Annotated in this window: 25 protein-coding genes; 8 read left to right on the plus strand and 17 right to left on the minus strand. The window is 52.0% G+C overall.

From position 1 onward, the window contains the following. Positions 1–55: 55 nt before the first annotated feature. The 4 genes from OHJ21_RS18565 to cobD form a co-directional block, all read right to left on the minus strand. The gene (locus OHJ21_RS18565) at positions 56–844 is read right to left on the minus strand and encodes a histidine phosphatase family protein (RefSeq protein WP_486021053.1); all 789 of its coding nucleotides are present in this window, start codon (positions 842–844) and stop codon (positions 56–58) included. Next, a complete protein-coding gene (gene cbiB / locus OHJ21_RS18570; protein ID WP_486020830.1) occupies positions 841–1,818 on the minus strand; it encodes an adenosylcobinamide-phosphate synthase CbiB in 978 nt (325 codons plus the stop codon). Before cbiB ends, OHJ21_RS18565 begins: the two co-directional genes overlap by 4 nt. Beyond that, positions 1,815–2,549: an adenosylcobinamide amidohydrolase gene (locus tag OHJ21_RS18575; RefSeq protein ID WP_486020832.1), complete on the minus strand. Its 735-nt coding sequence runs from the start codon at positions 2,547–2,549 to the stop codon at positions 1,815–1,817. Before OHJ21_RS18575 ends, cbiB begins: the two co-directional genes overlap by 4 nt. Positions 2,550–2,616: 67 nt before the next feature. Further along, positions 2,617–3,744, minus strand: coding sequence for a threonine-phosphate decarboxylase CobD (cobD, locus tag OHJ21_RS18580; protein WP_486020834.1), 1,128 nt, complete (start codon positions 3,742–3,744; stop codon positions 2,617–2,619). A gap of 174 nt (positions 3,745–3,918) precedes the next feature. Between cobD and lplA the strand changes: the two genes are divergently transcribed. Continuing rightward, complete coding sequence (gene lplA / locus OHJ21_RS18585; RefSeq protein ID WP_326117077.1) at positions 3,919–4,920, plus strand: lipoate--protein ligase; 1,002 nt, start codon at positions 3,919–3,921, stop codon at positions 4,918–4,920. An 89-nt stretch (positions 4,921–5,009) separates the two neighbouring features. Here the strand turns inward: lplA and OHJ21_RS18590 are convergent, their stop codons facing one another. Then, positions 5,010–5,723, minus strand: coding sequence for a metal-dependent hydrolase (locus OHJ21_RS18590; RefSeq protein ID WP_326117076.1), 714 nt, complete (start codon positions 5,721–5,723; stop codon positions 5,010–5,012). A gap of 286 nt (positions 5,724–6,009) precedes the next feature. Here OHJ21_RS18590 and OHJ21_RS18595 point away from each other — a divergent pair, with 286 nt between their 5' ends. Beyond that, positions 6,010–6,912 carry a DMT family transporter gene (locus OHJ21_RS18595; RefSeq protein ID WP_486020836.1) on the plus strand — a complete coding sequence of 301 codons (903 nt, stop codon included), beginning with the start codon at positions 6,010–6,012 and terminating at the stop codon, positions 6,910–6,912. Between the two features lie 38 nt (positions 6,913–6,950). Continuing rightward, the gene (locus tag OHJ21_RS18600; protein WP_127594441.1) at positions 6,951–7,757 is read left to right on the plus strand and encodes a Cof-type HAD-IIB family hydrolase; all 807 of its coding nucleotides are present in this window, start codon (positions 6,951–6,953) and stop codon (positions 7,755–7,757) included. Between the two features lie 130 nt (positions 7,758–7,887). Here the strand turns inward: OHJ21_RS18600 and OHJ21_RS18605 are convergent, their stop codons facing one another. Continuing rightward, positions 7,888–8,649 (minus strand): TioE family transcriptional regulator, encoded by a 762-nt coding sequence (locus tag OHJ21_RS18605; protein WP_100539019.1) that lies wholly within the window; start codon positions 8,647–8,649, stop codon positions 7,888–7,890. A 225-nt stretch (positions 8,650–8,874) separates the two neighbouring features. Between OHJ21_RS18605 and OHJ21_RS18610 the strand changes: the two genes are divergently transcribed. Then, positions 8,875–9,282, plus strand: a complete 408-nt coding sequence (locus tag OHJ21_RS18610) for a GNAT family N-acetyltransferase (RefSeq protein WP_326114307.1) — start codon at positions 8,875–8,877, stop codon at positions 9,280–9,282. A 100-nt stretch (positions 9,283–9,382) separates the two neighbouring features. Here OHJ21_RS18610 and OHJ21_RS18615 read toward each other — a convergent pair whose 3' ends face one another. The 4 genes from OHJ21_RS18615 to OHJ21_RS18630 all read right to left on the minus strand — a co-directional run bounded on the left by OHJ21_RS18615 (position 9,383) and on the right by OHJ21_RS18630 (position 12,978). Continuing rightward, positions 9,383–10,162 (minus strand): MBL fold metallo-hydrolase, encoded by a 780-nt coding sequence (locus OHJ21_RS18615; protein WP_326114305.1) that lies wholly within the window; start codon positions 10,160–10,162, stop codon positions 9,383–9,385. A 161-nt stretch (positions 10,163–10,323) separates the two neighbouring features. Continuing rightward, on the minus strand, positions 10,324–10,560 hold the full coding sequence (locus OHJ21_RS18620) for a hypothetical protein (RefSeq protein WP_071222624.1): 237 nt from the start codon (positions 10,558–10,560) through the stop codon (positions 10,324–10,326). Beyond that, entirely contained in the window at positions 10,557–11,585 is a 1,029-nt protein-coding gene (locus OHJ21_RS18625) for a TIR domain-containing protein (RefSeq protein ID WP_486021054.1), read from the minus strand. Before OHJ21_RS18625 ends, OHJ21_RS18620 begins: the two co-directional genes overlap by 4 nt. Before the next feature lie 112 nt (positions 11,586–11,697). Then, a complete protein-coding gene (locus tag OHJ21_RS18630; RefSeq protein WP_486020839.1) occupies positions 11,698–12,978 on the minus strand; it encodes a serpin family protein in 1,281 nt (426 codons plus the stop codon). Between the two features lie 189 nt (positions 12,979–13,167). Here OHJ21_RS18630 and OHJ21_RS18635 point away from each other — a divergent pair, with 189 nt between their 5' ends. Then, complete coding sequence (locus OHJ21_RS18635; protein WP_100539024.1) at positions 13,168–13,734, plus strand: GNAT family N-acetyltransferase; 567 nt, start codon at positions 13,168–13,170, stop codon at positions 13,732–13,734. Positions 13,735–13,970: 236 nt separating this feature from the next. On the opposite strand, the gene OHJ21_RS18640 is transcribed toward OHJ21_RS18635, so the two are convergent. The 4 genes from OHJ21_RS18640 to cysT are packed head-to-tail and all read right to left on the minus strand — an operon-like array spanning position 13,971 to position 17,740. Further along, entirely contained in the window at positions 13,971–15,029 is a 1,059-nt protein-coding gene (locus OHJ21_RS18640; protein WP_486020841.1) for a sulfate ABC transporter substrate-binding protein, read from the minus strand. 35 nt (positions 15,030–15,064) lie between these two features. Next, a complete protein-coding gene (locus tag OHJ21_RS18645; RefSeq protein WP_486020843.1) occupies positions 15,065–16,129 on the minus strand; it encodes a sulfate/molybdate ABC transporter ATP-binding protein in 1,065 nt (354 codons plus the stop codon). A gap of 1 nt (position 16,130) precedes the next feature. Then, positions 16,131–16,928, minus strand: coding sequence for a sulfate ABC transporter permease subunit (locus OHJ21_RS18650; protein ID WP_486020845.1), 798 nt, complete (start codon positions 16,926–16,928; stop codon positions 16,131–16,133). Further along, complete coding sequence (gene cysT, locus OHJ21_RS18655; RefSeq protein WP_100539027.1) at positions 16,925–17,740, minus strand: sulfate ABC transporter permease subunit CysT; 816 nt, start codon at positions 17,738–17,740, stop codon at positions 16,925–16,927. The genes OHJ21_RS18650 and cysT overlap by 4 nt, the downstream gene beginning before the upstream one ends. 300 nt (positions 17,741–18,040) lie before the next feature. On the opposite strand from cysT, the gene OHJ21_RS18660 reads away from it, so the two are divergent. Further along, positions 18,041–18,442 carry a secondary thiamine-phosphate synthase enzyme YjbQ gene (locus OHJ21_RS18660; protein WP_071222616.1) on the plus strand — a complete coding sequence of 134 codons (402 nt, stop codon included), beginning with the start codon at positions 18,041–18,043 and terminating at the stop codon, positions 18,440–18,442. Between the two features lie 181 nt (positions 18,443–18,623). Here the strand turns inward: OHJ21_RS18660 and OHJ21_RS18665 are convergent, their stop codons facing one another. The 3 genes from OHJ21_RS18665 to OHJ21_RS18675 form a co-directional block, all read right to left on the minus strand. Then, entirely contained in the window at positions 18,624–19,217 is a 594-nt protein-coding gene (locus OHJ21_RS18665) for a TetR/AcrR family transcriptional regulator (RefSeq protein WP_486020847.1), read from the minus strand. 6 nt (positions 19,218–19,223) lie between these two features. After that, positions 19,224–19,856, minus strand: a complete 633-nt coding sequence (locus tag OHJ21_RS18670; RefSeq protein WP_100539030.1) for a YigZ family protein — start codon at positions 19,854–19,856, stop codon at positions 19,224–19,226. Positions 19,857–19,962: 106 nt separating this feature from the next. Then, the gene (locus OHJ21_RS18675) at positions 19,963–21,318 is read right to left on the minus strand and encodes a glucose-6-phosphate isomerase (protein WP_006212326.1); all 1,356 of its coding nucleotides are present in this window, start codon (positions 21,316–21,318) and stop codon (positions 19,963–19,965) included. 196 nt (positions 21,319–21,514) lie between these two features. Here OHJ21_RS18675 and OHJ21_RS18680 point away from each other — a divergent pair, with 196 nt between their 5' ends. Together OHJ21_RS18680 and OHJ21_RS18685 are read left to right on the plus strand one after the other, a co-directional pair. Further along, positions 21,515–22,411, plus strand: a complete 897-nt coding sequence (locus OHJ21_RS18680) for an NAD(P)-dependent oxidoreductase (protein ID WP_100539031.1) — start codon at positions 21,515–21,517, stop codon at positions 22,409–22,411. 167 nt (positions 22,412–22,578) lie between these two features. Continuing rightward, a complete protein-coding gene (locus tag OHJ21_RS18685; protein ID WP_394054178.1) occupies positions 22,579–23,505 on the plus strand; it encodes a copper amine oxidase N-terminal domain-containing protein in 927 nt (308 codons plus the stop codon). The last annotated feature ends 84 nt before the right edge of the window (positions 23,506–23,589 follow it).

Here is a 23,589-nt window from a genome sequence, read left to right on the forward strand (position 1 = left end):
GGATACGGATTCATCCCGTTATCGCCCATTCCGCACCGATATCATACGATTTCATTTATTCGCTTACCCGTACGCCTTGCCAGCGTTCTCCATCCCATGTCAATTGCAGCTTGAGCTCCTCGCCCGGCGATACCTGCGTCCCCCAGAATTCCGTATGCGGAAGGGTGGCTGCGGCGATCTGCCGGATAACGCCCCCATGGGTGACCACAAGCACATCAAGCCCCGCTCTCTGTGTTCCCAGGCCGTAGCCAGCAGCCTCTGCCTCTGCCTCTGCCTCTGCCTCTGCCTCTGCCTCTGCCTCTGCCTCTGCCTCTGCCTCTGCCTCTGCCTCTGCCTCTGCCTGCACAAGGGTATCCGGATCTTCCTCCACATGCAACAGTTCCTTCAAATCCAAAGACAATCCGGTCAAAAATGCCTGAACCCGGGAACGGAACGCTTCCCAGCTCTCCCCATTCGGCGGCGTAACTTCTGCAGGGTTATCAATCCAGCGTCGATAGGAGGTATCCGACTTCAAATCCTCGTAGGTGTTCCCTTCCCAATCCCCGAAGTCAAGCTCGCGCAGGCGCGGATCATACTCGACACCCGGTATAAACCTGCCCAAAGCTTCATCATCAGGAATAGCAGCCATTGTTGAATCCGATAGGATAACATTCAGCGTCTGCCTGCATCGAAGGAGATCGCTGCAATAGATCCGGACAAACTGCCCGGTAAAAAACCTTTCCCGCAGCGGGAGGAGCTGCTGTCTGCCTTCCCTCAGAATCCCTTGATCCTCGTGACCGAGATAACGGCGCTCCTCGTTCCACAGCGTGCGGCCATGACGGACCAGATGCAGGGTAATCCTCATATCCACAGCCTTCCTCCTGATGCAGCAACAAGTCCGAGCACAACGGTACCCAGTAACGTAAACAAAACCGATACGCCCAGCAGCAAACGGTTGGTCACCCGGATATCCTCCGCTTCAAGCGGGCGATCAGCATCCCCCATGTAAGCCCGGAACGAGATGATACCCTGATAGGAATTCTCGCCTCCCAGACGAATGCCCAGAGCACCGGCAACGGCTGATTCCGGGAAGCCGCTGTTCGGGCTGGGGTGCTTTCGCGCATCTCTTCTGACCATCTTGATCGCTTTTTTCCATTGCAGCGAAAACATCGCAGCTACCATGGTCAACAGCCCTGCGGTCAGGCGTGCCGGTATCCAATTGGCCATATCGTCCAGCCTTGCGGATGCCCAGCCGATATGCTGGTATTTCTCGTTTTTATAACCGACCATGGAGTCGAGCGTGTTTACGGCCCGATAGGCCATCGCCAGCGGCGCTCCCCCGATCAGGGCAAAAAACAGCGGAGCGATGACCGCATCCACGATATTCTCCGCAACCGTCTCCACCGTTCCCCGCACAATCTCCGGCTCATCCAGATGGCCGGTGTCTCTCCCGACAACCATGCTGAGCGCGCGCCGGGCCTCCGCGATATGGCCGGAGCGAAGATGGCCGTAGACCTCCAATCCTGCCCCTCGCAGCCCCTTGATGGCAATCGTAGTCGCAATAAGCACGATCTCCACCCCCCACGCAAGCCAAGGATGAATCGCCGCGCACAGCTCCAGCAGCAGCCACGCCAGCACGAAGGAGCCGCCGGCCACGATCACCGGCAGCAGTATCCCCGCCCGCTTCAGGCTCTGAGCGGAAGTCGCCCAATGGCGAATCCAGCCTTCAACCCGGCGGATGGCTTTCCCCATGCCAATGACGGGATGGGGGAGCCATCTCGGATCTCCGATCAGCAGGTCCAGCACGACCGCAGCCCAAATGACCCACACGACGGTCATATCCGGTCCTCTCTTTCGGCGGCAATGCTTTCCGTAACACTCTCGTAGACAAGGCGGCCGATCATGCCGCCCAGATCGGTTGCGGTTCCGGCATAATGGTGATTTACGCCATAGGCTGTATTGCCGCTGACCCCAAGGACCATGGCGTCCGTTGTCGTCCCGGTCGCGACGGCTCCGGTTTCATGATCTTTCACGCCCAGGTCATACAGCGCGGCGGCCTTCGCTTCCGTCGCGGTCAACACGGCGTTCAGCATGCATGCCGGCGTCATCATCCCGTCGATCAGCAGCATAATATTAATCGTGCCCGGCTGGTAAGCCGCAAAGGTCGTTCGACTCGACCCGGCACGGGCTGCATTGCCCACGCCGGCGGTGGTGCAGCAAAGGATGGAAACTTGTTCACTCCGCTCTTCCCGGATGGAGGCATATTTCAGGTTTACCGCCGTCATCAATCCAGCTGTGGATTCAGCCGGATAACCGTGAGCACCCATAAAGTTAAACATATCGTTCACGGGGTCGCTGCAATCATAATGCCGGTCCACATAACGGTTCACGATATGATCCAAACGCACGAATCCGCCGCCATATATGGCGCTGCTAATAAACGCAGCCGGCTCCGGAAGCGATATGCGGATATGCGGCTGTTCCTGCTCCGATTCGAGGGACACCACCGCTCCTTGCCACGCATTCGAACGATATAAGTGATTCTTGCCTTTCAGAAAAGGTACGGCCATGCTTCTCTCTCCCTGCTCTCTATGATCTAAATCTGCCTGATCCCAAACTCATTTGCCGCTTGATATCCTAGGTTGCTTCTTCTTCAGAACAAATCCCAAAAACCTCCGCCATAATGGCAAGCAGCCTGTCGTTATCTTCAACATGTTTAACGGCCAGCCGGATATGACGCTCACCGAGGCCCGGGTACATGGCGCAGCTGCGGACAAGCACGCCGCGTCTCCCCATCTCCGACTGAAACATCTCGGCATTCCAGGGCCGCGGAAGCTCCATGAGTAGAAAATTGGCCTCCCCCGGCGTAACGTCAAGCCCCAGCGCTCGTACACCCCGTATGAGCTTCTCGCGCTCTGCGCGAATCAAATGCAGCGTATTCTGCTCGTAGTCCCTCCCGCTGCCAAGACATGCCTCTCCTGCAAGCAGCGCCAGTCCATTGACGCTCCATGTCACCTGCTTGCCTGCCATCTTGCGTATCACATCGGGATGCGCGGCCGTATACCCGAGCCGCAAACCCGGAATCGCATAAAACTTGGTCATCGATCGGACAATCACGGTTCGAGGATAGTCCTGAAGCTCTGGCATCAGGGTCTGTCTGTCTTCAAGCGGAATAAAGTCGATAAAGGCTTCATCCAGCACCAGCCAGGTCCCTTCTTGCTCAGCGCATGCCGCTATTTCACGGATATCCTCAAGGCTGTACTGAACCCCGTTCGGATTGTTGGGCTGTCCCAAAAACACGAGATCCGTGCGAGTCAACAGCTCCATCACATCCGCCTTGTCTGCACGCCAGTCCCTCTCCGGATGTCCGCACACGGAGCGGATGTCCGAGCCAAATTTTAAGGACAACTCCCGGTATTCGGAAAAACACGGGTCAACCACGCCCACAGTCCTTGGCGTAAGGCCCATCAACAACAGCGCCATACACTCGGCCGCCCCGTTGCCGACTAAAATTCGCCGGGGATCGGTGCCTAACTCCGCTGCGAGCAGCTCCTTAAACTTGCGGTGTCCCGGATCCGGATAACGAATGACCGCACTCATTCCCTCTTGTATGGCCGTAATTACCCCTTGCGGCGGTCCGAGCGGGTTAATATTGGCGCTGTAATCCAGGAAAGCCGAGGCTTGCCTTCCGAATGCGGCAGCCGCCGTCTCCACGTCCCCTCCGTGGCCGTACACCTCGATCAAGGGTTGTTTTTTGTCGTTCATAAGGGCTCCTCCTGTTCCATGCCCTGGCTCTTGCAAGCCCTGCCGTTATGTAATGCCATCATTATGTCGCTACCGTCCCTGACTCGTCAACATGGAATGCTTTGTCTCTGTCTTAAAATTGGTTTACAATAGTCTGGAAGCACCACATTTTGAATTGTGACGACGGAGGATACTATGCTATTTATCGATAATCAGGGGATCCATGATCCATCCATTAACCTAGCGATTGAAGAATATGCCTTGAAGCACTTGTCCATGGACGAGAGCTACCTTCTCTTTTATATCAACAAGCCTTCCATTATTATCGGAAAGCATCAGAATACGATCGAAGAGATCAACCAGGAATACGTTCGTGACAACAACATTCAGGTTGTACGCCGGTTGTCCGGGGGCGGGGCTGTATACCATGATCTCGGCAACCTGAATTTCAGCTTCATTACGAAGGATGACGGACAGTCCTTCCACAACTTCCTGAAGTTCACGCAGCCGGTCATCAACTTCCTGCAAAAGATGGGCGTACCCGCCGAGCTCAGCGGCCGGAATGACCTGCAGGTCGGCGAGAAGAAAATTTCGGGGAACGCACAGTTCTCGACGCGGGGACGCATGTTCAGCCACGGCACACTCATGTTTGACCTGAACCTGGATGATGTCCAAGCCTCGCTGAATGCCAATCCGGAAAAATTCAAATCCAAGAGCACCAAATCCGTCCGCAGCCGCGTGGCGAACATTAAGGAGCTGCTTGGTACGGATATGACGATCGAACAGTTCCGCGCGGAGCTGCTTCGCTCGATTTTCGGTATGGAGCCTGATCAAGTACCCCAATATGTCCTTCAAGAGAAGGACTGGGAGATCATCAACCAGATTTCGAAGGAACGCTACCAGAATTGGGATTGGAACTATGGACTATCCCCTGAAAGCAATGTGAAGCATGCCAAGAAGTTCCCGGTGGGCATTATCGATATCCGCATGGACATCCGTGAAGGGCATATCGGAGAGATCAAGATTTACGGCGACTTCTTCGGCGTCGGCGATGTGGCGGATATTGAAAACCTGCTGCGCGGCAAACGGTATGAAGAAACTGCTGTGCGCACGGCCCTATCCGACATCAACGTCAAGCATTACTTCGGCAACCTGGAGTTCGACGATCTGATCGGCCTCATCTTTCTTGAGGAATAGATCCGGCTGAAATCTAAATAAGCCTCCCGCCCCGTGTGCAATTTGCAAAGGGTGGGAGGCTCTTTCATTTCAAACAGGAATACTTCGGATCAAGAGGAGGCCATAAACACATACCAAACAAGGACCAGCGTCAACACAATGCATGCATTCTCTACCGTGCGTCCCCATTTGCTTCCGGTGCTCATGATTTTCAGTTTAATTCTCCATTTGAATGGAGGAAGCGGACGGATTCCGCGGTTGGTCAGTGCATCTGCGAGCAAATGAATCGAGTAGGATAAACCGCCGGCAAACCACAGACTTTCCCCGCCGATCTTGCCCTGCGATGCAAAATACAGCAGACCCGTCCATCCGGCTGCGGCATAGACGGTATGGGTTAACCCCCGGTGGGTTACCAAGGAGCCTGCAATGAGCACGCTGCCTGCAATCGTGTTCCATGGGCTGAAGTCCTGCCCGAAGGATATCAGTCCGAGACCGATCAGGAACATGACAATATGGCGCAGGGTCCGGCTTGGCAGGTACGAAACCACCCCGATCAGCCCGGCCAGGGCGATGTTCCATGGGGCATACTCCTTGCCGTAGAAGACAACGAAGATGGCTGCGCCAATCATCGCCAGCTGAAGGATTCGCAGCAGCCCGGAAGGAATGGCTTTGCGAACCAGCAGGGAGTTGGGCTCGTCGATGTCGGGAAGCAGTGCGCTAACCAAAGCCACTGCGGCAGCCGGCAATGTGACAGGCACTCCGCTCATGCCCATGACGGATAACGTGACCCCTGTGCTAATAATCAAATGAGCTCTGCCCATCATGATGACAATCTTCCTTTCTAAGCTCAATGCTGACTATGGGATCGATGGATCGTTGCCGGTCTTCACGTCCGATAGCCCAGGGTTATGAGAATATACGTTCGGTTCAATAGTATAGCAAAATCATCCTCTTTTTGTCTACCCCTTCCACTTGGGTTAGGCTTAAAAATGGTTGTCCGATTCTCTGATATGGGATACAATTTGATCACTTGCCCAAGGTTGCGACCAGGGACGAATGCACGGGAATCTCATCAGGAGTTTCACATCTTCAAGAAAGGATGACTACCGAGTGAATCGCTCACGAATTGCCGATCTCAGCCTGCTTCTGGTGGCTATGATGTGGGGATCTACGTTCCTCATCGTTCAGCATGCGGTCCGCGTGCTCCCGCCGATGGCTTTCAATTCCGTCCGCTTTTTGGGAGCGGCCCTGCTCCTTGCATTGATCATCACCCTCTTTTACCGAAGTCAGTGGAAGCTAATATCCGGCAACATGCTGCTGCATGCTTGCCTGCTGGGTCTTTTTTTATTTATAGGATACGCCTTTCAAACCGCGGGCCTTCTGTACACAACCACGTCCAATACAGGCTTTATTACCGGCTTGTCCGTCGTGCTGGTCCCTTTCATATCCTATGCCCTGTTAAAGCACTCCATCTCCAGGTTCACCTGGATCAGTGCCTTGCTTGCGGCAGCGGGTCTGTATCTGCTTACCTTCACCGGTTCCGGCATGAGCTTGAATAAGGGGGATTTGCTGGTATTCGTTTGCGCCATCGGTTTTGCGCTCCATATTGGTTATACGGGCGTGTATGCCGGTCGATATCCCTCTTTGCTGCTGGCGGCGCTCCAGATGGCTGTCGTAGGGGTATTAAGCTTAGCGGCATCTGCACTAACCGAACATGTCGGCAATGTGACCGACCTGATGGACAAGCTAACCCAACCGAACGTGCTGTGGGCACTGGTGGTATCCATCGGACCCACCAGCGCATTCGCCTTCTGGATCCAAACCGTCTGTCAAAAATATACGACGCCGTCCAGGGTGGCCATCATCTATGCAACGGAGCCGGTATTCGCCGCGCTGACCGGAATTCTGTTTGCGGGAGAGCGGCTTACGCTCACCGGCGGCATCGGTTGTCTATGCATTTTGGCAGGAATGATGATTGCGGAATTGAAGTCTGCGCCACAGAAGGTACAATAGAGTTAAAGACAGAGACAGAATCCAAAGGAGAGATACCCATGACAACTTACAAATTGATGGCGATCGACATTGACGACACCCTGATCAATGACGATAAGGAAGTAACCCCCGGCGTCCAGCAGGCGCTTGAGCAAGCCGTAGCCCACGGTGTCGTTGTGACACTGGCAACCGGACGTGCCTATGCGTCGGCTCAGGCAATTGCCCGTCAAACCGGACTTAATGTTCCTATTATCACCTACCAAGGTGCCTTAATTAAAAATCTGCTCGACGAAAAGGTTCTCTACGAACGCTTCGTTCCCGTCGACGCTGCCGTGAAGCTGTATGAATACTGCGTAGAGCATAATCTCCATCTGCAAACCTACATCGATGACAAGCTTTATGCCCGTGAAGAGAACCAGAAGCTGATCGATTACTGCGCCCTGAACCGGACGCCGTATTATATCGAGCCTGATTTTATGAAGATGGTTCAGAAACCGACCCCGAAAATGCTCATTATTGACGATCCCGACTATCTGGATGAACTGATCCCTGTATTCCGCGAGCTGCTGGGCGATGAAGTGCATATTACCAAATCCAAGCCTCATTTTCTTGAATTCATGCATAAGGAAGGCACGAAAGGACATGCCCTCACCTTCCTAGCCGATCATTTTGGCTGCGATCTCAAGGAAACCATCGCTGTCGGCGACTCCTGGAACGATCACGAAATGCTGGAGGCCGCCGGACTTGGCGTCGCTATGGGCAATTCGATTGAGCCGCTTAAGGCGATTGCCGATTACGTAACGCTTGGGAATAACGAAGACGGCGTGAAACATGTCATTGATAAATTCGTGCTTAACCAAGGTTAATATCCGGGACAAATAGATATACGCAAATAAGCCTCCATGATATCCATGGGGGCTTGTTCATGTCTATACATTGAGTCCATGTGTTCGTTAACAAGTAAATGGGCACCGGAAAGCCGTCTCGGCCTATCCATCATTCCCGGTCCGGGTTAAATGTTAGAATCGGCTTCAGAAGTGCCGCATCGTTGAACTCCAGCAGGCCTACCTCCATGCACAGCTCCATCAATTTATGGATGCCGTTAAATTGCTGCAGATTCCGCTTATGAATGACGGATAACGCTTCGCGAACCATTTTTTGGGCCTGCTCAATGCTTTGATGCTCCACGGCCTGAATAATCTCCTTGATGCTCTCCAAGTAATACACGGTGCGCCTTAGCGAGCGAATCAGCAAAATCTGCCTGACTTGCGATGGGCTGTACAGCCGATATCCATTCTCGGGATTTCGATCCGGGGTGATCAACCCTTCCTTCTCCCAGTGACGGATGGCGGACGACTCTACGTTGGTCAGTTCGGCGACTTCCCCGATCGTCATATGGGCTTTGAGCTTTCTGTCTTTGATGATGTTAAGCTCCGGGTTCTCGAGCAAGGCAAGCGTTTCGCCCGCAATATTTTTTTCCTGCTGAAGCTTGACTTGCTCCCCATTCACGATCCAGAGGGCTTCATCCATCTCCCTCTTCTGAATGTGGCGAATCACATCATAAGTAACCGCGTAACCGAACCCGGGAAACATGGCGCGGAGACAACGGAAGTAGGCCAGATGCATCTGCGTGTATAAACGGTATCCTTTCTCGTTCCGGTCAGGAGGGGGTACCACTCCCCAAGATTCATAATGCCTTAAAGCACTCGTGCTGATTTGCAGCTCTTTGGCGATATCTTTCGGCTTGTAGTAATGCACGCCGGTTCCCTCCCCAATCACGATTGAGAACCTACTTTACCAGAATCGCAGGCCATTGGCAAACCTTAAATTAAAACATTAAAGTGCTATGAGAAGGTTTACGGGATAACATCCTCGGCTTGGTTGAATTTGCTACAAGGTATCTTCTCACTTGCATCAATGTTGTATATTGAGTGTTGTAGAGGCAAGTGGAACTCATTTCTTAACAGCGGGAGGCTGACTATGATGAATATGCACATAACCGAAGAATTTCCACAGCGTAAAGAATACATGGACCTAAGATTAGATGCAGGACTGCCTGAGGTTGAGATTTCGGCCATAGAGACGGCGCTAAACCGCAGCTTGCTGTCCCTTCTAGCCCGAGACGGCAATGACCGGCTAATCGGGATGGGAAGGGTCGTGGGCGATGGCGCGTTCTATTTTCAACTGGTGGATATTATGGTTGCGGCCTCCTATCGGGATCAAGGGCTTGAAGATACGATCGTGTCCGAACTGCTGGCTCGCCTGAAAAAAATAGCACCAAGCGGAGCCGAGGTCACCGTCATCACGGACGTGCCCGGAATCAAGCTGTACCAGCATGCCGGCTTCAAGCTGCTGTACCCTGATCGATACGGCATGGCCAGGTCTGTGTAAGAGAGCGGCGCCTTCAAACCTGTGCAAGGCATCCCACTCGGCTGCGAAATCGCTTCCGCTACATTTTTGCACTCCTAGTCACACAAACTCACTATTTTTTTCATTTACTCAGCTTTACGGTCATCCCCGCCCTCGCCACACGGACCCCCTCCGGAAGAGGCAGCTCCTTCCGAACATCGACGTCATGAGACATATGGGTATACACCGTTTGGCGAGGCTTCACCTCGGAGAGCAGTTCTGCCGCTTCCTTCATGTCATAGACGGAGCGCGTCTCGAATTTAGCGGTTTCATGAACAAAGCTGGTTCCCAGTACCAGGAGATCCACACCTTTCAGCGGCTCCTTTTCCTCAAGGCTTAGATTAATCGAATCCGAGTTGTATACCCATGTGTACCCGTCCTTCTGGAACCGGTATGCGTAGGAATACCCGTTCTGGCCATGGTTTACCTTCCAGCAGGAAATCTCCCAGCCGCCAAGCGTCATCCCATCGTCCACAGCCGTCATCTCCATCTGGCGTGGAAGCCATGGATACTGGCGTACAATCTGCTCCAGCACCTCGGCAGGGGCGTATAACCGACCTTTTTCCCTCTGCCATCTGCAAGCATCGCTCCATTCCGGAAGGCCGCCGATATGATCAAAATGGGCGTGCGTAATCAGCATATCTCTCATCTTCCGCTTTCCCAGCCCCTCCATCATAGAGCGCCAATCCGGGCCGCAATCGATCATGAAGGACGTTTCGCCGCACTCCACCATCACGGAAGAGCGCAAACGCCGATTGATTCCCGTATTCCGGGCTTCCGTGCATACCTCGCAATCGCAATATACCCGTGGAACGCCCATGGCATCTCCCGTTCCCAAAAAAGTTAATGTATCCCCGCTCACATGACATCCCCCATTTGTGTTTATAGATACGTTCTTGGTTATGCAAACCTTGTCCCTATATTGTATAAGCGCACAAAGAAAAAACAAAGACCGCCCGGCTCATCCCGAACGGTCTTTCGTCATTTCTGTCATACGATAGATATGGCTATGATAGCAATTCATTAAGCAAACGAGGGCTTATTATCGTCAACAGCTCCGCTGATGACCTTGACGTACTTCTTATCTACACCTTCTACGGAAGGACCAACATATACACTATTCTTGCTTGGGCGTCTAACCGAGCGCTTCCGGGATTTCAGCGTACTCATCATCGGTACGGGTCCCCGAACCACCCAGCTGCTGCCATTGGCGGACCCCTGCGGATGACCTGACGTTCTCTTCTTCTCATTCCTGCTCACGACGAATCCCCTCCAACTAAATGCCTGATGGTACGAAGCAGCTCACGATTCTGTTCTACAACCTCCGCGAGATCTTCATCCGTAAGAATCTCATGTCCCGTAAAATGCACGGATAATACATGATTTACACCTAAAGGATAGCAGAACACATACACCTGTGCAACTTCCTCTTCGTGATAAAATGCCCATTTTCCACTATTATAGACATCCATCACATAAATCGACTGGTTACTTGGCGAATGTTCCTTATCCCCATCGAACGGGAAATACCGTCCTCTACCTACATTACCCCCAATTTGGGCAATGCCTTCATCTCTTCGGCCCCAGAAGGCGGCGCCGGTCACCCTGAAATCCCCTGCAGCCGGCGGGAGCAAGGAGTTTCGGACAGCTTCACTCAGTGCATGATATTTTTCCGATTCATCCGTCACATGCACGTTTCGATTATATTCCCAGAAAAAATGCAGCACACTTTGCTTGCGCCTCAGCTCTGCATCTTTCTGCTCAATCACGGTGCTCGGGTTGTTGTAGAACCCTTCGGTTTCGATCGCACTCAGAATATGCCCGCAAGCGACATCGACCGCTGATTTGTAATCGTCATCGCTTCGCAGTTCGTATTCGAGCAGCGTTAAGCCCTGCAGGTCGGAGAGTAGATGGTAATCCTTAACAATAACGTCTTGAACGGAGCTGCTGTCTGCCTCCGCTTGATCCGGGATGATGCAGTACACCCTTCGCCGCCCGAGCCTTCCCCAATACAGCCCCATCTCGAACAACGTGTTGTCGCGGGTAACAAATACATGCTTGCCTCGAATGAGTGCGACATCATCCGGAGAAAAGACGAACACACCAAAATCACTGGACGCCAGCTGTTTCTCCAAAGCTTCCATCGTATACATGTTCGCCCCGAACGTTCCGCCGTACCAAGGTGTCACTTGAGCGGATCGTTTGAGCTGTTCGTGGATCGCCCTTGCATACTTGATGGCCTCTCTGGAAGAACCTATGAATAAATTCGGCTTCGGTATGGTCATAGGCACATCCTATTCTCCCTTTGTTATACATTTTAGTCTTATTCGACCATTATAACAAAGTTGCCTATTTTTGGGTGAAAATTATGGCAGGCGCATGTTGGTATAGTATATGCTACGGTTTCAAAACAGACCCCATAAATAACCATGCACCCGTGTCCCGATCTTCAATGGCAAAGAAAAAAGGGCGGTTGATATTCATGGCGATCGGCTCGGTAGGCTGAGCGGCCCCTGACTCGATCCCGACCGCTGTAATCGCTGCGGCCACCGTTCCCTTTTCACTGACATCCACCACCGTTTTGTGTTTCACCTTGTCAATCCAAAATTTCTCTCCACCAGCTGCCATTGCACTAAAATCAGCTTCATTCCTGTTGAATGCCTTCATCATCCCCAGGCTTTGAAGCGCATCCGGGAGCTCGAAGGTCTGTTCTACCTTAAATTTGGGCAGTCCAAGCTGGATGGTCTCATGCGAGAAATCGCCTTTCCAGGCGGACGTATCCTTCCACAGCTGCTGCTGCAGTTCATCCATGGATGAGGATTCCTTCGGCAGAATGACCAGCATATGCATGCGGCCGTCTCCATACGGAATGCGCACGGCCTGCCAGGACTTTCCTTCTTTATAGCTGTATGGTCCTTCCCGCTTCATCATGGGGGTTTTTTGAGTGGTGCCGTCAGAAAGCGTGAATTCTTCATCCACGGTATTCGCCGGATCAAATTCATCCATCCACCCGCCGTTGAAATAAATGGCATTGATCAGGACCGCAACACCGCCCGGAGGCTTATCATATATCGAAGGGATCATGCCGCTCGTCTTGTCGTTCACCCACTGGTTTATGGCATCCATTGCATCGACATGCAGCAAGTCGGCCTCCTTAACTTCAGCACGATAGCTATCCTTAACAGTCTGCAAATACGACTTCTTCATCTCAATGTCTTCCGTGTGCCACACGGAATTCGCCACATTCAGCACGACGCCTCCCCCGTTCTCCAGCAATGATCGCAGCTGGCGGTTCCCGTCGTTGATATCGGCCACACTCATGCCCTTCCATCCAAGTACGTCGGACATCTCGGCGGCCGTACCGCCTGCTGTACCGTTATAGGCCAATGCCAAAGCTTGCGTAATGCTGTACGGAGAAATAATCAGATTACCGTTCGAGTACTCCGGGTTATTCGATAACGCTTGATGCAATCGTAAGCCAAAATCATTCTGCGCTTCCACCATGCCGGTATCAATCTTGGTCAACACCTCTTTGCGTTCCTGAGCGGACAATTCCTTCACTTTGGGCTGCTTATGAACAATGCCTTGCGGTTCCCCCGATTGGATCTCGCTGCCCGGAGCGCAAGCGGTAAGCCCAATAAGCAAACATAGGCCTGTGAGTATCTTTATTTTTCGCATAACCTTGTCCCCCTTCAATGTCAGATTCTTTGTCTATCTGCTATTGACGGAATGACGTCACCTAATGTTTCATATAAAGGAGCATTTATCCAAATTTAGTTGGCAATCAACTTCATCACCGTTACAATGTAGAGAATCAGCACCGTACTTCAGCCTATACAGAATACAGAGCGAAGGGAATTTCTACATATGCAAAAAATCCGCCTTGAAGGCAGCAAAGTGACGCTAAGATCCAGGAAACCCGAGGATACCCCGGTTTTATATAATCTGATCTATGGCACCAAGAATCCGGAATGGAAAAAATACGACGCTCCTTATTTCCCGCTCAAGCCGATTTCCTACGAAATATTTGAAACGCAGTGGAACGCCGACTTCGAAACCGATCAATTTCCGAATGACCTGCTCATCGAAGCGGAGGGAAAGACGATTGGCATCGTCACGTTCTATTGGGAGCATGAAGCCTCACGCTGGCTGGAAGCCGGAATCCTGATTTACGATCCGAGCCATTGGAGCGGCGGGTACGGCACCGAAGCGCTGTCGCTGTGGATTGAATGCCTGTTTCAAAATCTCACCATTGCCCGTGTCGGCATTACCACCTGGTCCGGCAATCCGAGAATGATGCGCTGCGCGGAGAAGGTCGGCATGCAACTCGAAGGCCGCATGCGGAAGTGCAGATATTACGCGGGCGTCTACTACGATTCCATTCGCATGGGCATTCTGCGCGAAGAATGGGAAGCTCGGAAAGCCCAAGTATAAAGCAAAATTGTTACTGCACAATCCGTATACGTGGCATCCTTGCAGCACACGAGGCGTCATTCAGACGATTGCTAATGTTCTCTACACAAATAAGCGAGCCGGCCCAGGAGATCCTGGACGGCTCGCTTTCTCTTTTTTTGATCGACGGGCCATTTACGAAACGGAACTCAGCACACGACTATCCCTCATGAGTCACCCTCATGTGTCCACCCAATCGTTCCGTCTGCGATCGAGCGTCATAGTCCGGCCAGCACCTGATACCAAACCCCTCGCTTGGAATACAGCGTCTCGCGCACCTGATCCCATCCGCCCAGATACTCGATATCGAATAGCCCCGGCGGGTTGGAAAACTGATCCTTCGTCTGTTCATACACCGATTCTTCAACCGGACGGAACCCATATTTCACGAATATGCTCTGCGCCTCCGGCGTGCGCAAGTACTCCACAAAAGCCGCCGATACATCCTGCGTGCCATGTTTTTCAGCGAAACGCTTGACGACTGCAGCGGGGTTCTCGATCAGCATCGTATGCTGCGGCACAACGATATCATACTGGACGCCTTGGGCAATCCGGGCAAGCAGCTCATTCTCATACGTTACGATTACATCTCCGACCCCGTATTCAAAGGCCGCCATCGAAGCCCGCCCGCTTTTATCGAGCGATTCCACATTGCGGTGAACCGCTTCAAGGAAAGCTTTCGCTTCGGCAGGATCACGCTTTCCGTTCTCTTCCGATTGTTTCAGCCCCGCGCCGTAGATCGCGTTAATGTCCCACTGCGCACCGCCCGAGGTCTTCGGATTCGGATACAGCACCTTGACGTCCGATCGGGTCAGATCGTCGAAATCCCGTATCCCTTTCGGATTTCCCTCGCGCGTGCCGAGAACGACAATCGAACGTGTCACCATGCCGTTATACGGCTGAGATTTCCATTCGGGGTCCACAAGCCCTTCCCTGACCAGCTTGTCGACATCCCCTTCCATGGCAAGCAGCGTGACGTCGGCCTCGAATCCGCCCGTGATGGCACGAGCTTGTGTTCCGGAAGCCTCGTAGGATTCCTGAAACCGAATGGTTTCTCCCGTCTGTTCCTTCCAATGCGCTTGAAAAGCAGGGATGATCTCGGACAGGGCGTCTCTGGCCACGCTATACGCGCCCAGAACGATCGTTCTCTCTCCGGTTGGGGATGTCACTTCCTCGCTATCCGGCTGATCACTGACGCATCCTGCCATGAAAAAACTGAAGAGAAGCGCCATGCCAACCAGCAGGAATGAGGTACGTTTCATATTCAAGATCCGCATGAATGAATCCACTTCCCTTCGGATATTTTGACCCATCAGATCATAATTGGCATCGGGTCGACCTTCAGTCGATTCTCCTCGATCCAGCTGTGCTCCTCATTAAAGAGATAAGCCCGGTGAACGAGGACGCGGACCTCTTGACCCGGATACAGCGTTTCCTTCTCCAGTGAACGGTAGGTGATCAGCTTATGTCCCTTAACCTCCACCTCCACCAGCCATTCGCTGCCGCGGAAATGCAGATGACGAACGATTCCCATCTCCGTTGCAGACAGCACGCTGAAATCATGCTTGCTTCCAATCTCGATATATTCCGGGCGAATCAGCGCACGCGTCGCATTCTTGTTAGCCGCTGCCTCAAATCCCTTCAGCTCGGCCGCGCTCGAAATGACGGTAGATTCCCCTATGAATGAAGCGACAAACGGCGTCTTCGGCTCCTTGTAAATATCCCAAGGCGTCCCCTTCTGCTCAACGCGCCCCTGATTAATAATCATAATTTCGTCGGCGACTTCAATCGCCTCATCCTGGTCATGCGTAACAAAAATCGATGTAATGCCGACCCGCTCAATCAGCTCGCGAAGCCAGGAGCGCAGCTCCTGACGGATCTTCGCATCGATGGCGGCGAACGGTTCATCCAATAAGAGCAGCTGCGGTTCGGGCGCCAGCGCTCTGGCAAAGGCTACACGCTGACGCTGTCCGCCCGATAACTGGTGCGGATAGCGGCTCTCGAAGCCTTTTAAACCGGTCAGCTCCACCAATTCCATCACCCGGTCCTTGATGATGGCTTTGGGAGTCTTCTTCACCTTCAAACCGAAAGCGATGTTATCGAACACGGTCATATGTTTAAACAAGGCATAGTTCTGGAACACAAAGCCGATCCCGCGCTCTTGCGGCGGTAGATCATTGACGACTTGGCCATGAAAGGAGATTTGTCCGGAGTCCGGATTCTCAAGCCCGGCCAGCATGCGCAGGATGGACGTTTTACCGCCTCCGCTGGGCCCCAGAAGTCCGATCAGATGTCCCTTCTCAATCTCAAAGCTGACATCTTTGACGGCATGAAACGTACCGAAATGCTTGTTCAGATCGCGAACTTCCACATGCATATCAATGCACATCCTTTCTTTTTTTGGCCCATTCCATCAGCAGCAAAAGTCCTACCGAGAAGGCAGCCAATACCAATGCGACGCCATTCGCCGCAGCCACGTTAAAATTCTCCACATCCTGATATACCAGCGTCGTCGCCGTCTGAGTTTTGTTCATGATATTACCGGACACCACCAGCACGGCACCAAACTCGCCCAATGAACGGGCTACCGTGAGCACCAGGCCATATACGACAGCCCACCGGATGGAAGGCCATGTTACTTTCCGGAACGTTGTCCATTCGTATGCCCCTAGCGTCGCTGCCGCTTGTTCCTGATCATTTCCAATTTCCTGCAGGACAGGCATGACTTCGCGAACCATGAGTGGAAACGTGACGAAGAGTGTCGCGATCACCATGCCCGGGAAAGCATATACCACCTTAAACCCGATCCCTTCAAAAAAACCGCCAATGATGCTGTCAGGTCCGAGCAGCAGGACAATCATCAAACCGCCGATAACCGGCGATACAGCGTAGGGCAGATCGACAATGCTGTTCAGGATGCCTTTGATCTTTCGGCTGAGCCAATTCGCCCGTACCAGGTACAACGCCATCATGATGCCAAATAACGCATTAAAGAACGTAACGAATACCACAATAAGACCCGTCATCATCAGGGCATGCAAGGCTTCCGGCCTGAACAGACCTTCGGCAAACCCGATCAGCCCTTTATCAAACGCGCCGATCGCAATTCGGGACAGGGGAATGATTAGCAGAATGATAAATACGGCGTACGTAAGTCCGATCCACAGACGTCTCAAACTCGTCTCCCCCTCTGCTGAACGGCATTGATCACCCAGAGGATGATGAAAGAGAGGGTAAGGAGCAGAATCGACACCGCAGCTGCTCCAGCAGGATTATCGCTCTCGACCTCACCAAAAATAAAAACCGATGCAATCAGCGTTCTTCCCGGAATGTTGCCGGCCACCAAGACAACGGCACCGAATTCGGCCAATGCCCTTGAGAATGCCAGCATCCCTCCGCTGATAATCCCCGGCAGCATCGACGGCAGGATAACCTTAAAAAAGGTTCTCGTCCTGGAAGCCCCCATCGTATAGGCCGCTTCTTCCTCCAGCGGGTCAAGCTCCTCCAGCAGCGGCTGAACCGCCCGGATAACAAACGGAAACGTGACAAACATCATCGCTATCACAATCGCGGGCTGGTGGAACACAATTTCAAAACCCAATTTCTCTGCCAAACCACCGAGAAAGCTCCCGGGTCCCAGCAGCAGCAATATCATCAGACCGCCTACGGCTGTCGGCAGCGCAAAGGGCAGGTCGACCAGACTGTTCAGCAGCGTCCTTCCCGGAAACTTATAGCGTATAAGCACCCATGCAATCATCGTTCCGACAAGCACGTTGATGAAAGTAGAGATGACGCCCAGCTTGATGGTAAGCAGCACAGCTTTCCATGCTATCGGATCCATAATGCTCTCCGTAAAATGACTCCATCCTGCAGAGAATGATTGCACATATACCCCAAAGATCGGCAGTACGATCAAGGCAAGAAAATAAAGCAGTACGGTACTTCGAAACCCCCAAGTCCAACCTTTATGACGAATCCATGTTGTCATATCGTATCCCTCCCGCCTCCGGATGGCATTCCGGTCGACACTTTCCCAAACCATCTTTATATTTCCTATTTGTATACTTGGTTTTCTTTACACATACTTTACCAAAAGCGGAATCCCATCGTCAATCCATCTTTTGCACTTTATCGGGTAAAATAATAGAAATGGGAAGAAAAACGTCTGTCGACGTACTTTCTCAGTAGACAGACCGCATTTAGCGGAAGTTTTTCTTGCGAGATAAGGATGCTAAGCTTCGGATGTTTATACTTTTTTTATCTCTTAAAAAATGAGGAGGTATGGTACATGCTGTATACCGGTGAATTGGATACGCAAGGTCGCGATGAGATGAGGGATATTACAAGGGAGATCCACTCCTACGTAAAACAAAGCGGGGTCCAGCAAGGAACGGTCCTGATCTATTGTCCGCATACGACGGCGGGGATTGCCATCAATGAGAACGCGGATCCCGATGTGAAGCGGGACGTCCTGATGTCGCTCGATGAGGTCTATCCTTGGAATCATCCCAAGTATCGCCATGCGGAGGGCAACACCGCTTCCCACCTCAAATCGATCACCTGCGGCCCTTCCCAGACCGTTATCATTCAGAACGGGCACCTGCTTCTCGGACGTTGGCAGGGCATTTATTTCTGCGAATTCGACGGTCCAAGGCAGCGCCAATATCATGTGAAGATCATGGAAGGATGATCCCTTAAATAAGATGTATGTTGACGCCAGCGTATGTATAACAACACAAAAAGCAGACAGGCACATGCTAGGGGGCGTGTGGACCTGTCTGTGTTTTATTCATTAGGTGATTGACGTTTCAACGCTAGGTCGTTGTAACGGATTGAAGTATCAAGATGCACGTCTTGGCAGCATTTAAAAATCAGACCCTGCTGTACAGACTCCGGCATAACACTTTGATATGGGTAAGAGCGGCTGGTTTAATCTCCTCAAAACCAATTCTGTCCTGAATATAATACGATATAAATCCATGCAGCGACAAAAACAAAGTCAGCGGAACGGTTCGCCGTTCTTCCTCACTGTAATTCTCCTCAAGCAAATACTGACGGACCAGCATAGCAAACATTTCAAAACAGCGTCCCTGCTCAGAGCGACAGTAGGACAGCAGCTCTTCGTCCCGAATCATGAACATGATTTCGTACTGGTAAGGATTATCCAGACCGAAACGAACGAATTCCAGCATCAGCTGCTCCAGCTTCGATACCCCGTCACAGGGAGGCTTTCCCGAGACATCCAACAGCAAATCATTTAGATCATTAAAGTCCTTCATGACAATGGCGTAGAAAAGCTCCGCCTTTTCCTTAAAATGATAATACAAGGAGCCGTGGCTATAACCCAGATGCTGCCCGATGCTTCGCATCGATATGGCCCTGTATCCTTTGGTTATGAACAAATGCCTGGCTGCTTCCAGTATCCGCTCTCTCGACAACTCGCGTTCTACAGCTCTTCTTGCCATATTATTTTATTCCCCTTCAATAAAATAAAGCCGCTCTCCCTCCGTGATCAAGGACTGCCCCTGTGTCAAATCCACCATCCAAGTCATAAAGCTCTCCGCATCACCATCGAGCGGCAAGCAGGTCAAGGTTACCGTGTCGGCAAAGTTTGTCTCTCCCATTCGAACGCCCCGGTTACGAAGCTCGTTCTCCACCTTACCCAGCCAGGTATAATCCAGCTCCACGAAAATCTCCCGATGCAGAACCCTTGTAATCGGTTCGCCTGACTCAATTGCAGCCACGGCTCCGTCGGTGTACGCCCGGATCAATCCGCCCGCACCCAGCATAATGCCGCCAAAATAACGCGTGACCACAATGGCTACATTCTTCCGCCCCTGATTGCGGATCACCTCGAGAATCGGCTTACCCGCCGTTCCGCTCGGTTCCCCGTCATCCGATTGCTTCTGAATCTCATCCCGCTCGCCGATCATATAAGCGGAACAATTATGCGTAGCATTCCAATGTTTTTTCTTGATCTCTTCAATAAAAGCGACGGCTTCCTCTTCCGTTTCAACCGGCATCACATGCCCGATGAAACGCGATTTCTTGATGACAATCTCTTTGGAGCCCGCCTGACGTACCGTTTTGTAACGATCCAGCATGAAACTACAACCACCTCTATATTGCCAAGAAAGCAGTCCACGGCAACGATATGCCAGCGGACTGCTTCCTTCAGCGTCTTACGTCTAATCCAATGAAAGTGTCAGGTTATTCGGAAAGTCTAGCTTCCAATTCGGCCTTCTCTTTCTCATACCCAGGTTTGCCGAGCAATGCGAACATATTTTTCTTGTACGCCTCTACGCCCGGTTGGTCAAACGGGTTGACACCCAACAGATAGCCGCTGATACCGCAGGCCTTTTCGAAAAAGTATACCAGATATCCGAACGAATAGGGAGTGAAATCTGGAATTGTCACAATCAAATTCGGAACTTGTCCGTCTGTATGAGCCAGCATGGTGCCTTGGAAGGCCTTTTTGTTGACAAAATCCAATGTTTTCCCAGTCAGGAAGTTCAATCCGTCCAGATCGTCCGGATCCGATTCAATCGTAATATGCTCGGATACGTTCTCAACCTGAATGACCGTTTCGAAGATGTTGCGGCTGCCTTCCTGGATAAATTGACCCATGGAGTGCAGATCGGTAGAAAAATCGACGGAAGCCGGATAGATGCCCTTGTAATCCTTGCCTTCGCTCTCGCCATATAGCTGCTTCCACCATTCCGATACAAAATGCAGGGAAGGCTCGTAGTTCACGAGGATCTCGATGCCTTTGCCTTTACGGTAAAGCGCATTACGAACCGCCGCATATTGGTAAGCCTCGTTCTCGGCTACGTTCGGGCTGCTGTATTCCTTGGATGCGTCAGCCGCGCCCTGCATCATTTCTTCAATGTTGATGCCTGCCGTAGCAATCGGAAGCAGACCGACCGCAGTCAGCACGGAATAACGTCCGCCCACATCGTCAGGGATGATAAAGGACTCGTAGCCTTCCTCGGTAGCCAGCTTCTTGAGGGCGCCCTTCTCTTGATCCGTTGTAGCGTAAATGCGCTTGCGAGCTTCTTCCTTGCCGTATTTCTTCTCCAGTTCCGCACGGAAAATACGGAATGCGATAGCCGGCTCTGTCGTTGTGCCGGATTTGGAGATGACGTTGACAGAGAAATCTTTGCCTTCAATCAATTGAAGCAGGTGAGTCACATAAGTGGAGCTGATGTTGTTACCCGCAAAATAGATTTCCGGTGTCTTGCGCTGGTCCTTCGACAGCTCATTATAGAACGAATGCGACAGCATTTCGATGGCAGCGCGTGCCCCGAGGTAGGAACCTCCGATTCCGATAACGATCAGAACGTCCGAATCGCTTTGAATTTTGGCAGCCGCTTTCTGGATGCGCGAGAATTCTTCTTTATCATACTGCGTCGGCAGGTCGATCCAACCCAGATAATCGGAGCCGGCTCCCGTACCGTTATGTAACTGTTCATGAGCTGTACGGATCGGCTCTGCGAAATAATCAACTTCGTGCTGATTGACAAAAGTCAATGCTTTACTGTAATCAAACTTGATTTTTTTAGACATGCCTTAAACCTCCTGTGAATTTAGAAATAGGATACTTTAATTTAATAAAGACCGCAAGTTTCACGGGCCAACTGTCATCTATTCTTCATGCGCGGATTTCCTTACCGCTTCCATTCCTCACAAACGCTGGCTTCGTTTCAGGAACCCATGCTAAGATAGAGTGGATCAGGAATCCATAATCGAAGGTGATATAGCTATGAAAAAAATCGGGTTTATCGGACTGGGCACCATGGGCGCTCCCATGGCCTCCAATCTGCTGAAGCAGGATTACGATGTGACCGTGTATAACCGCACCCACGAAAAGTGCCGTCCGCTCGCCGAACAGGGAGCCTCCATTGCGGAGACGCCTCGTGAAGCGGCTGATGGACAAGATCTTGTCATTACAATGGTAAGCAACGACCAATCCATCCGCGATGTATTCTATGGCGAGAATGGTCTGCTTGGCTCCCTGACGAGCGGGATGACCGTCATTGACTGCAGCACGATCTCCGAGAGCCTTGTCAAGGAAATGGCTTCCGCCGTATCCGGTCTCGGCGCTTCCTTCCTGGATGCCCCGGTAACCGGCAGCAAGCCTGCAGCGATTGATGGAACCTTGGTCTTCATGGTTGGCGGTGATGCCGCCGTCATCGAAGCGCATGCGGACGTATTTGACACCCTGGGCAAAAAAGTCATCCACATGGGACCTAACGGAAGCGGCGCTGTTGCGAAGCTTGCGCATAATACCATTGTGGGCATTAACAATCTGGCGCTAGCCGAAGGCTTCGCCATCGCCGCGAAGTCAGGCATTCCCGCTGACAACTTCCTGGAGCTTGTGCAGCTGGGATCGGCCGGCAGCAAAGCGGCAGAGCTGAAGGGACGCAAAATTATCGAGGGCGATTTCAGCAACCAATTCTCGCTTGCGCTCATGCTCAAGGACCTCAAGCTGGCCTCTTCACTCACGGATGGCATCGGAATGCCTTCCCCTATGCTGAATCTGGCCAAGAGCCTGTTTCAAGCCGGTGCCAGCGAAGGCTATGGCGAAGAGGATCTTTCCGCTGTCGTGAAATGCTATGAAGCCTGGATCGGCCAAAAAATCGGCGGACAGCAGCAGTAATAACAAACAAGCCGTGCTATATCTTATAATGGCTCCTTCTTGCTGGTTTGCGGTTCATCCGGACTAGGAGGAAGGAGCTATTTTTTTGGTCATTCCATCATTTTCCTCTCGGAAAGAAACTTTTTGCATTTCACTTCCGTCTACTATGCAAAGGGAGGAATTACAACATGAAATGGACCAAAAGATCAAAAGCAATGGCAGCTGCTGTCATACTAACCGCTGTTCTGTCTCCTGCAATAGCCGGTTCACCGGCTTCTGCCGCAGCCAAACCAACCGCTTCGATTAACAATGTTACCGCAAGCGGTGACGTGCTGATCAGGCAGGGCACCACCTTTGTTACCCTTACCGATCTCAAGCCTCTGGGTAACTACGTCATGAAGTACGACAACAGCAAGAAACAGGTGACGATTCAGGGCGACCATCGAACGGTGATTCTCACGGCCGGAAACGCCCACATGGATGTGGACGGAGTTAAGAAGGCACTGCCTGCAGCCCCGCTGCTACATAAAGGCAAGACCATGATTCCCCTGAGGGCCGTAGCCCAAGCTTTTGATGCCAGCGTCTATTGGAATGGCTCTTTAAAAACAGCTTATATCAATAAGGCAGATGCCACTATGCTCGCTGACTTAAAGAGCTCCGATCTGGCCACCGCCCGGAATGCTGCAGCCAAGCTTCCTTACTCATCCCAACTGCAGAAACCTGAGCTGGAAATGCTCCCTGTGGAAATGCAAGGCGTGGATTATTACTTTCCAAAAGGCAAATCCAATCGCTTCTTCCTGGTCGATAACGACATTGCTGAATATTACGAAATCCAGGGAGGCGTCAAATATTTGAAATGGCAAGGCAAGCTGGACTACTCCGCCAAAGCGGCTGCAAACCAGAACCTGTTCTTCCTGCCTGCGATTCAAGCCGAGGTCGGTAAGCAGCCGGATGTCAAGAACTGGACTGTAGCCAAATTCGTTTTCCGCTACCCTTCCGGCGTCACCAGCTACCGACTGCTCGACCGCGGCAAGGAATGGGGCGAAGGGTACGTAGAGCTTGATAACCACTCACCAGGCTACAAAGGTGAGATCGTGACGATTCCGGAGGAATGAGTCCATTATAACAACCACCGTTAACCGCATGCGTTGACATCCGGCATTGACAGTAAGGGTTCAGAGCCAACGGCTCTGAGCCTT

Source organism: Virgibacillus sp. LDC1, assembly GCF_025792345.1.
Lineage (GTDB): Bacteria > Bacillota > Bacilli > Paenibacillales > Paenibacillaceae > Paenibacillus_AQ > Paenibacillus_AQ lautus.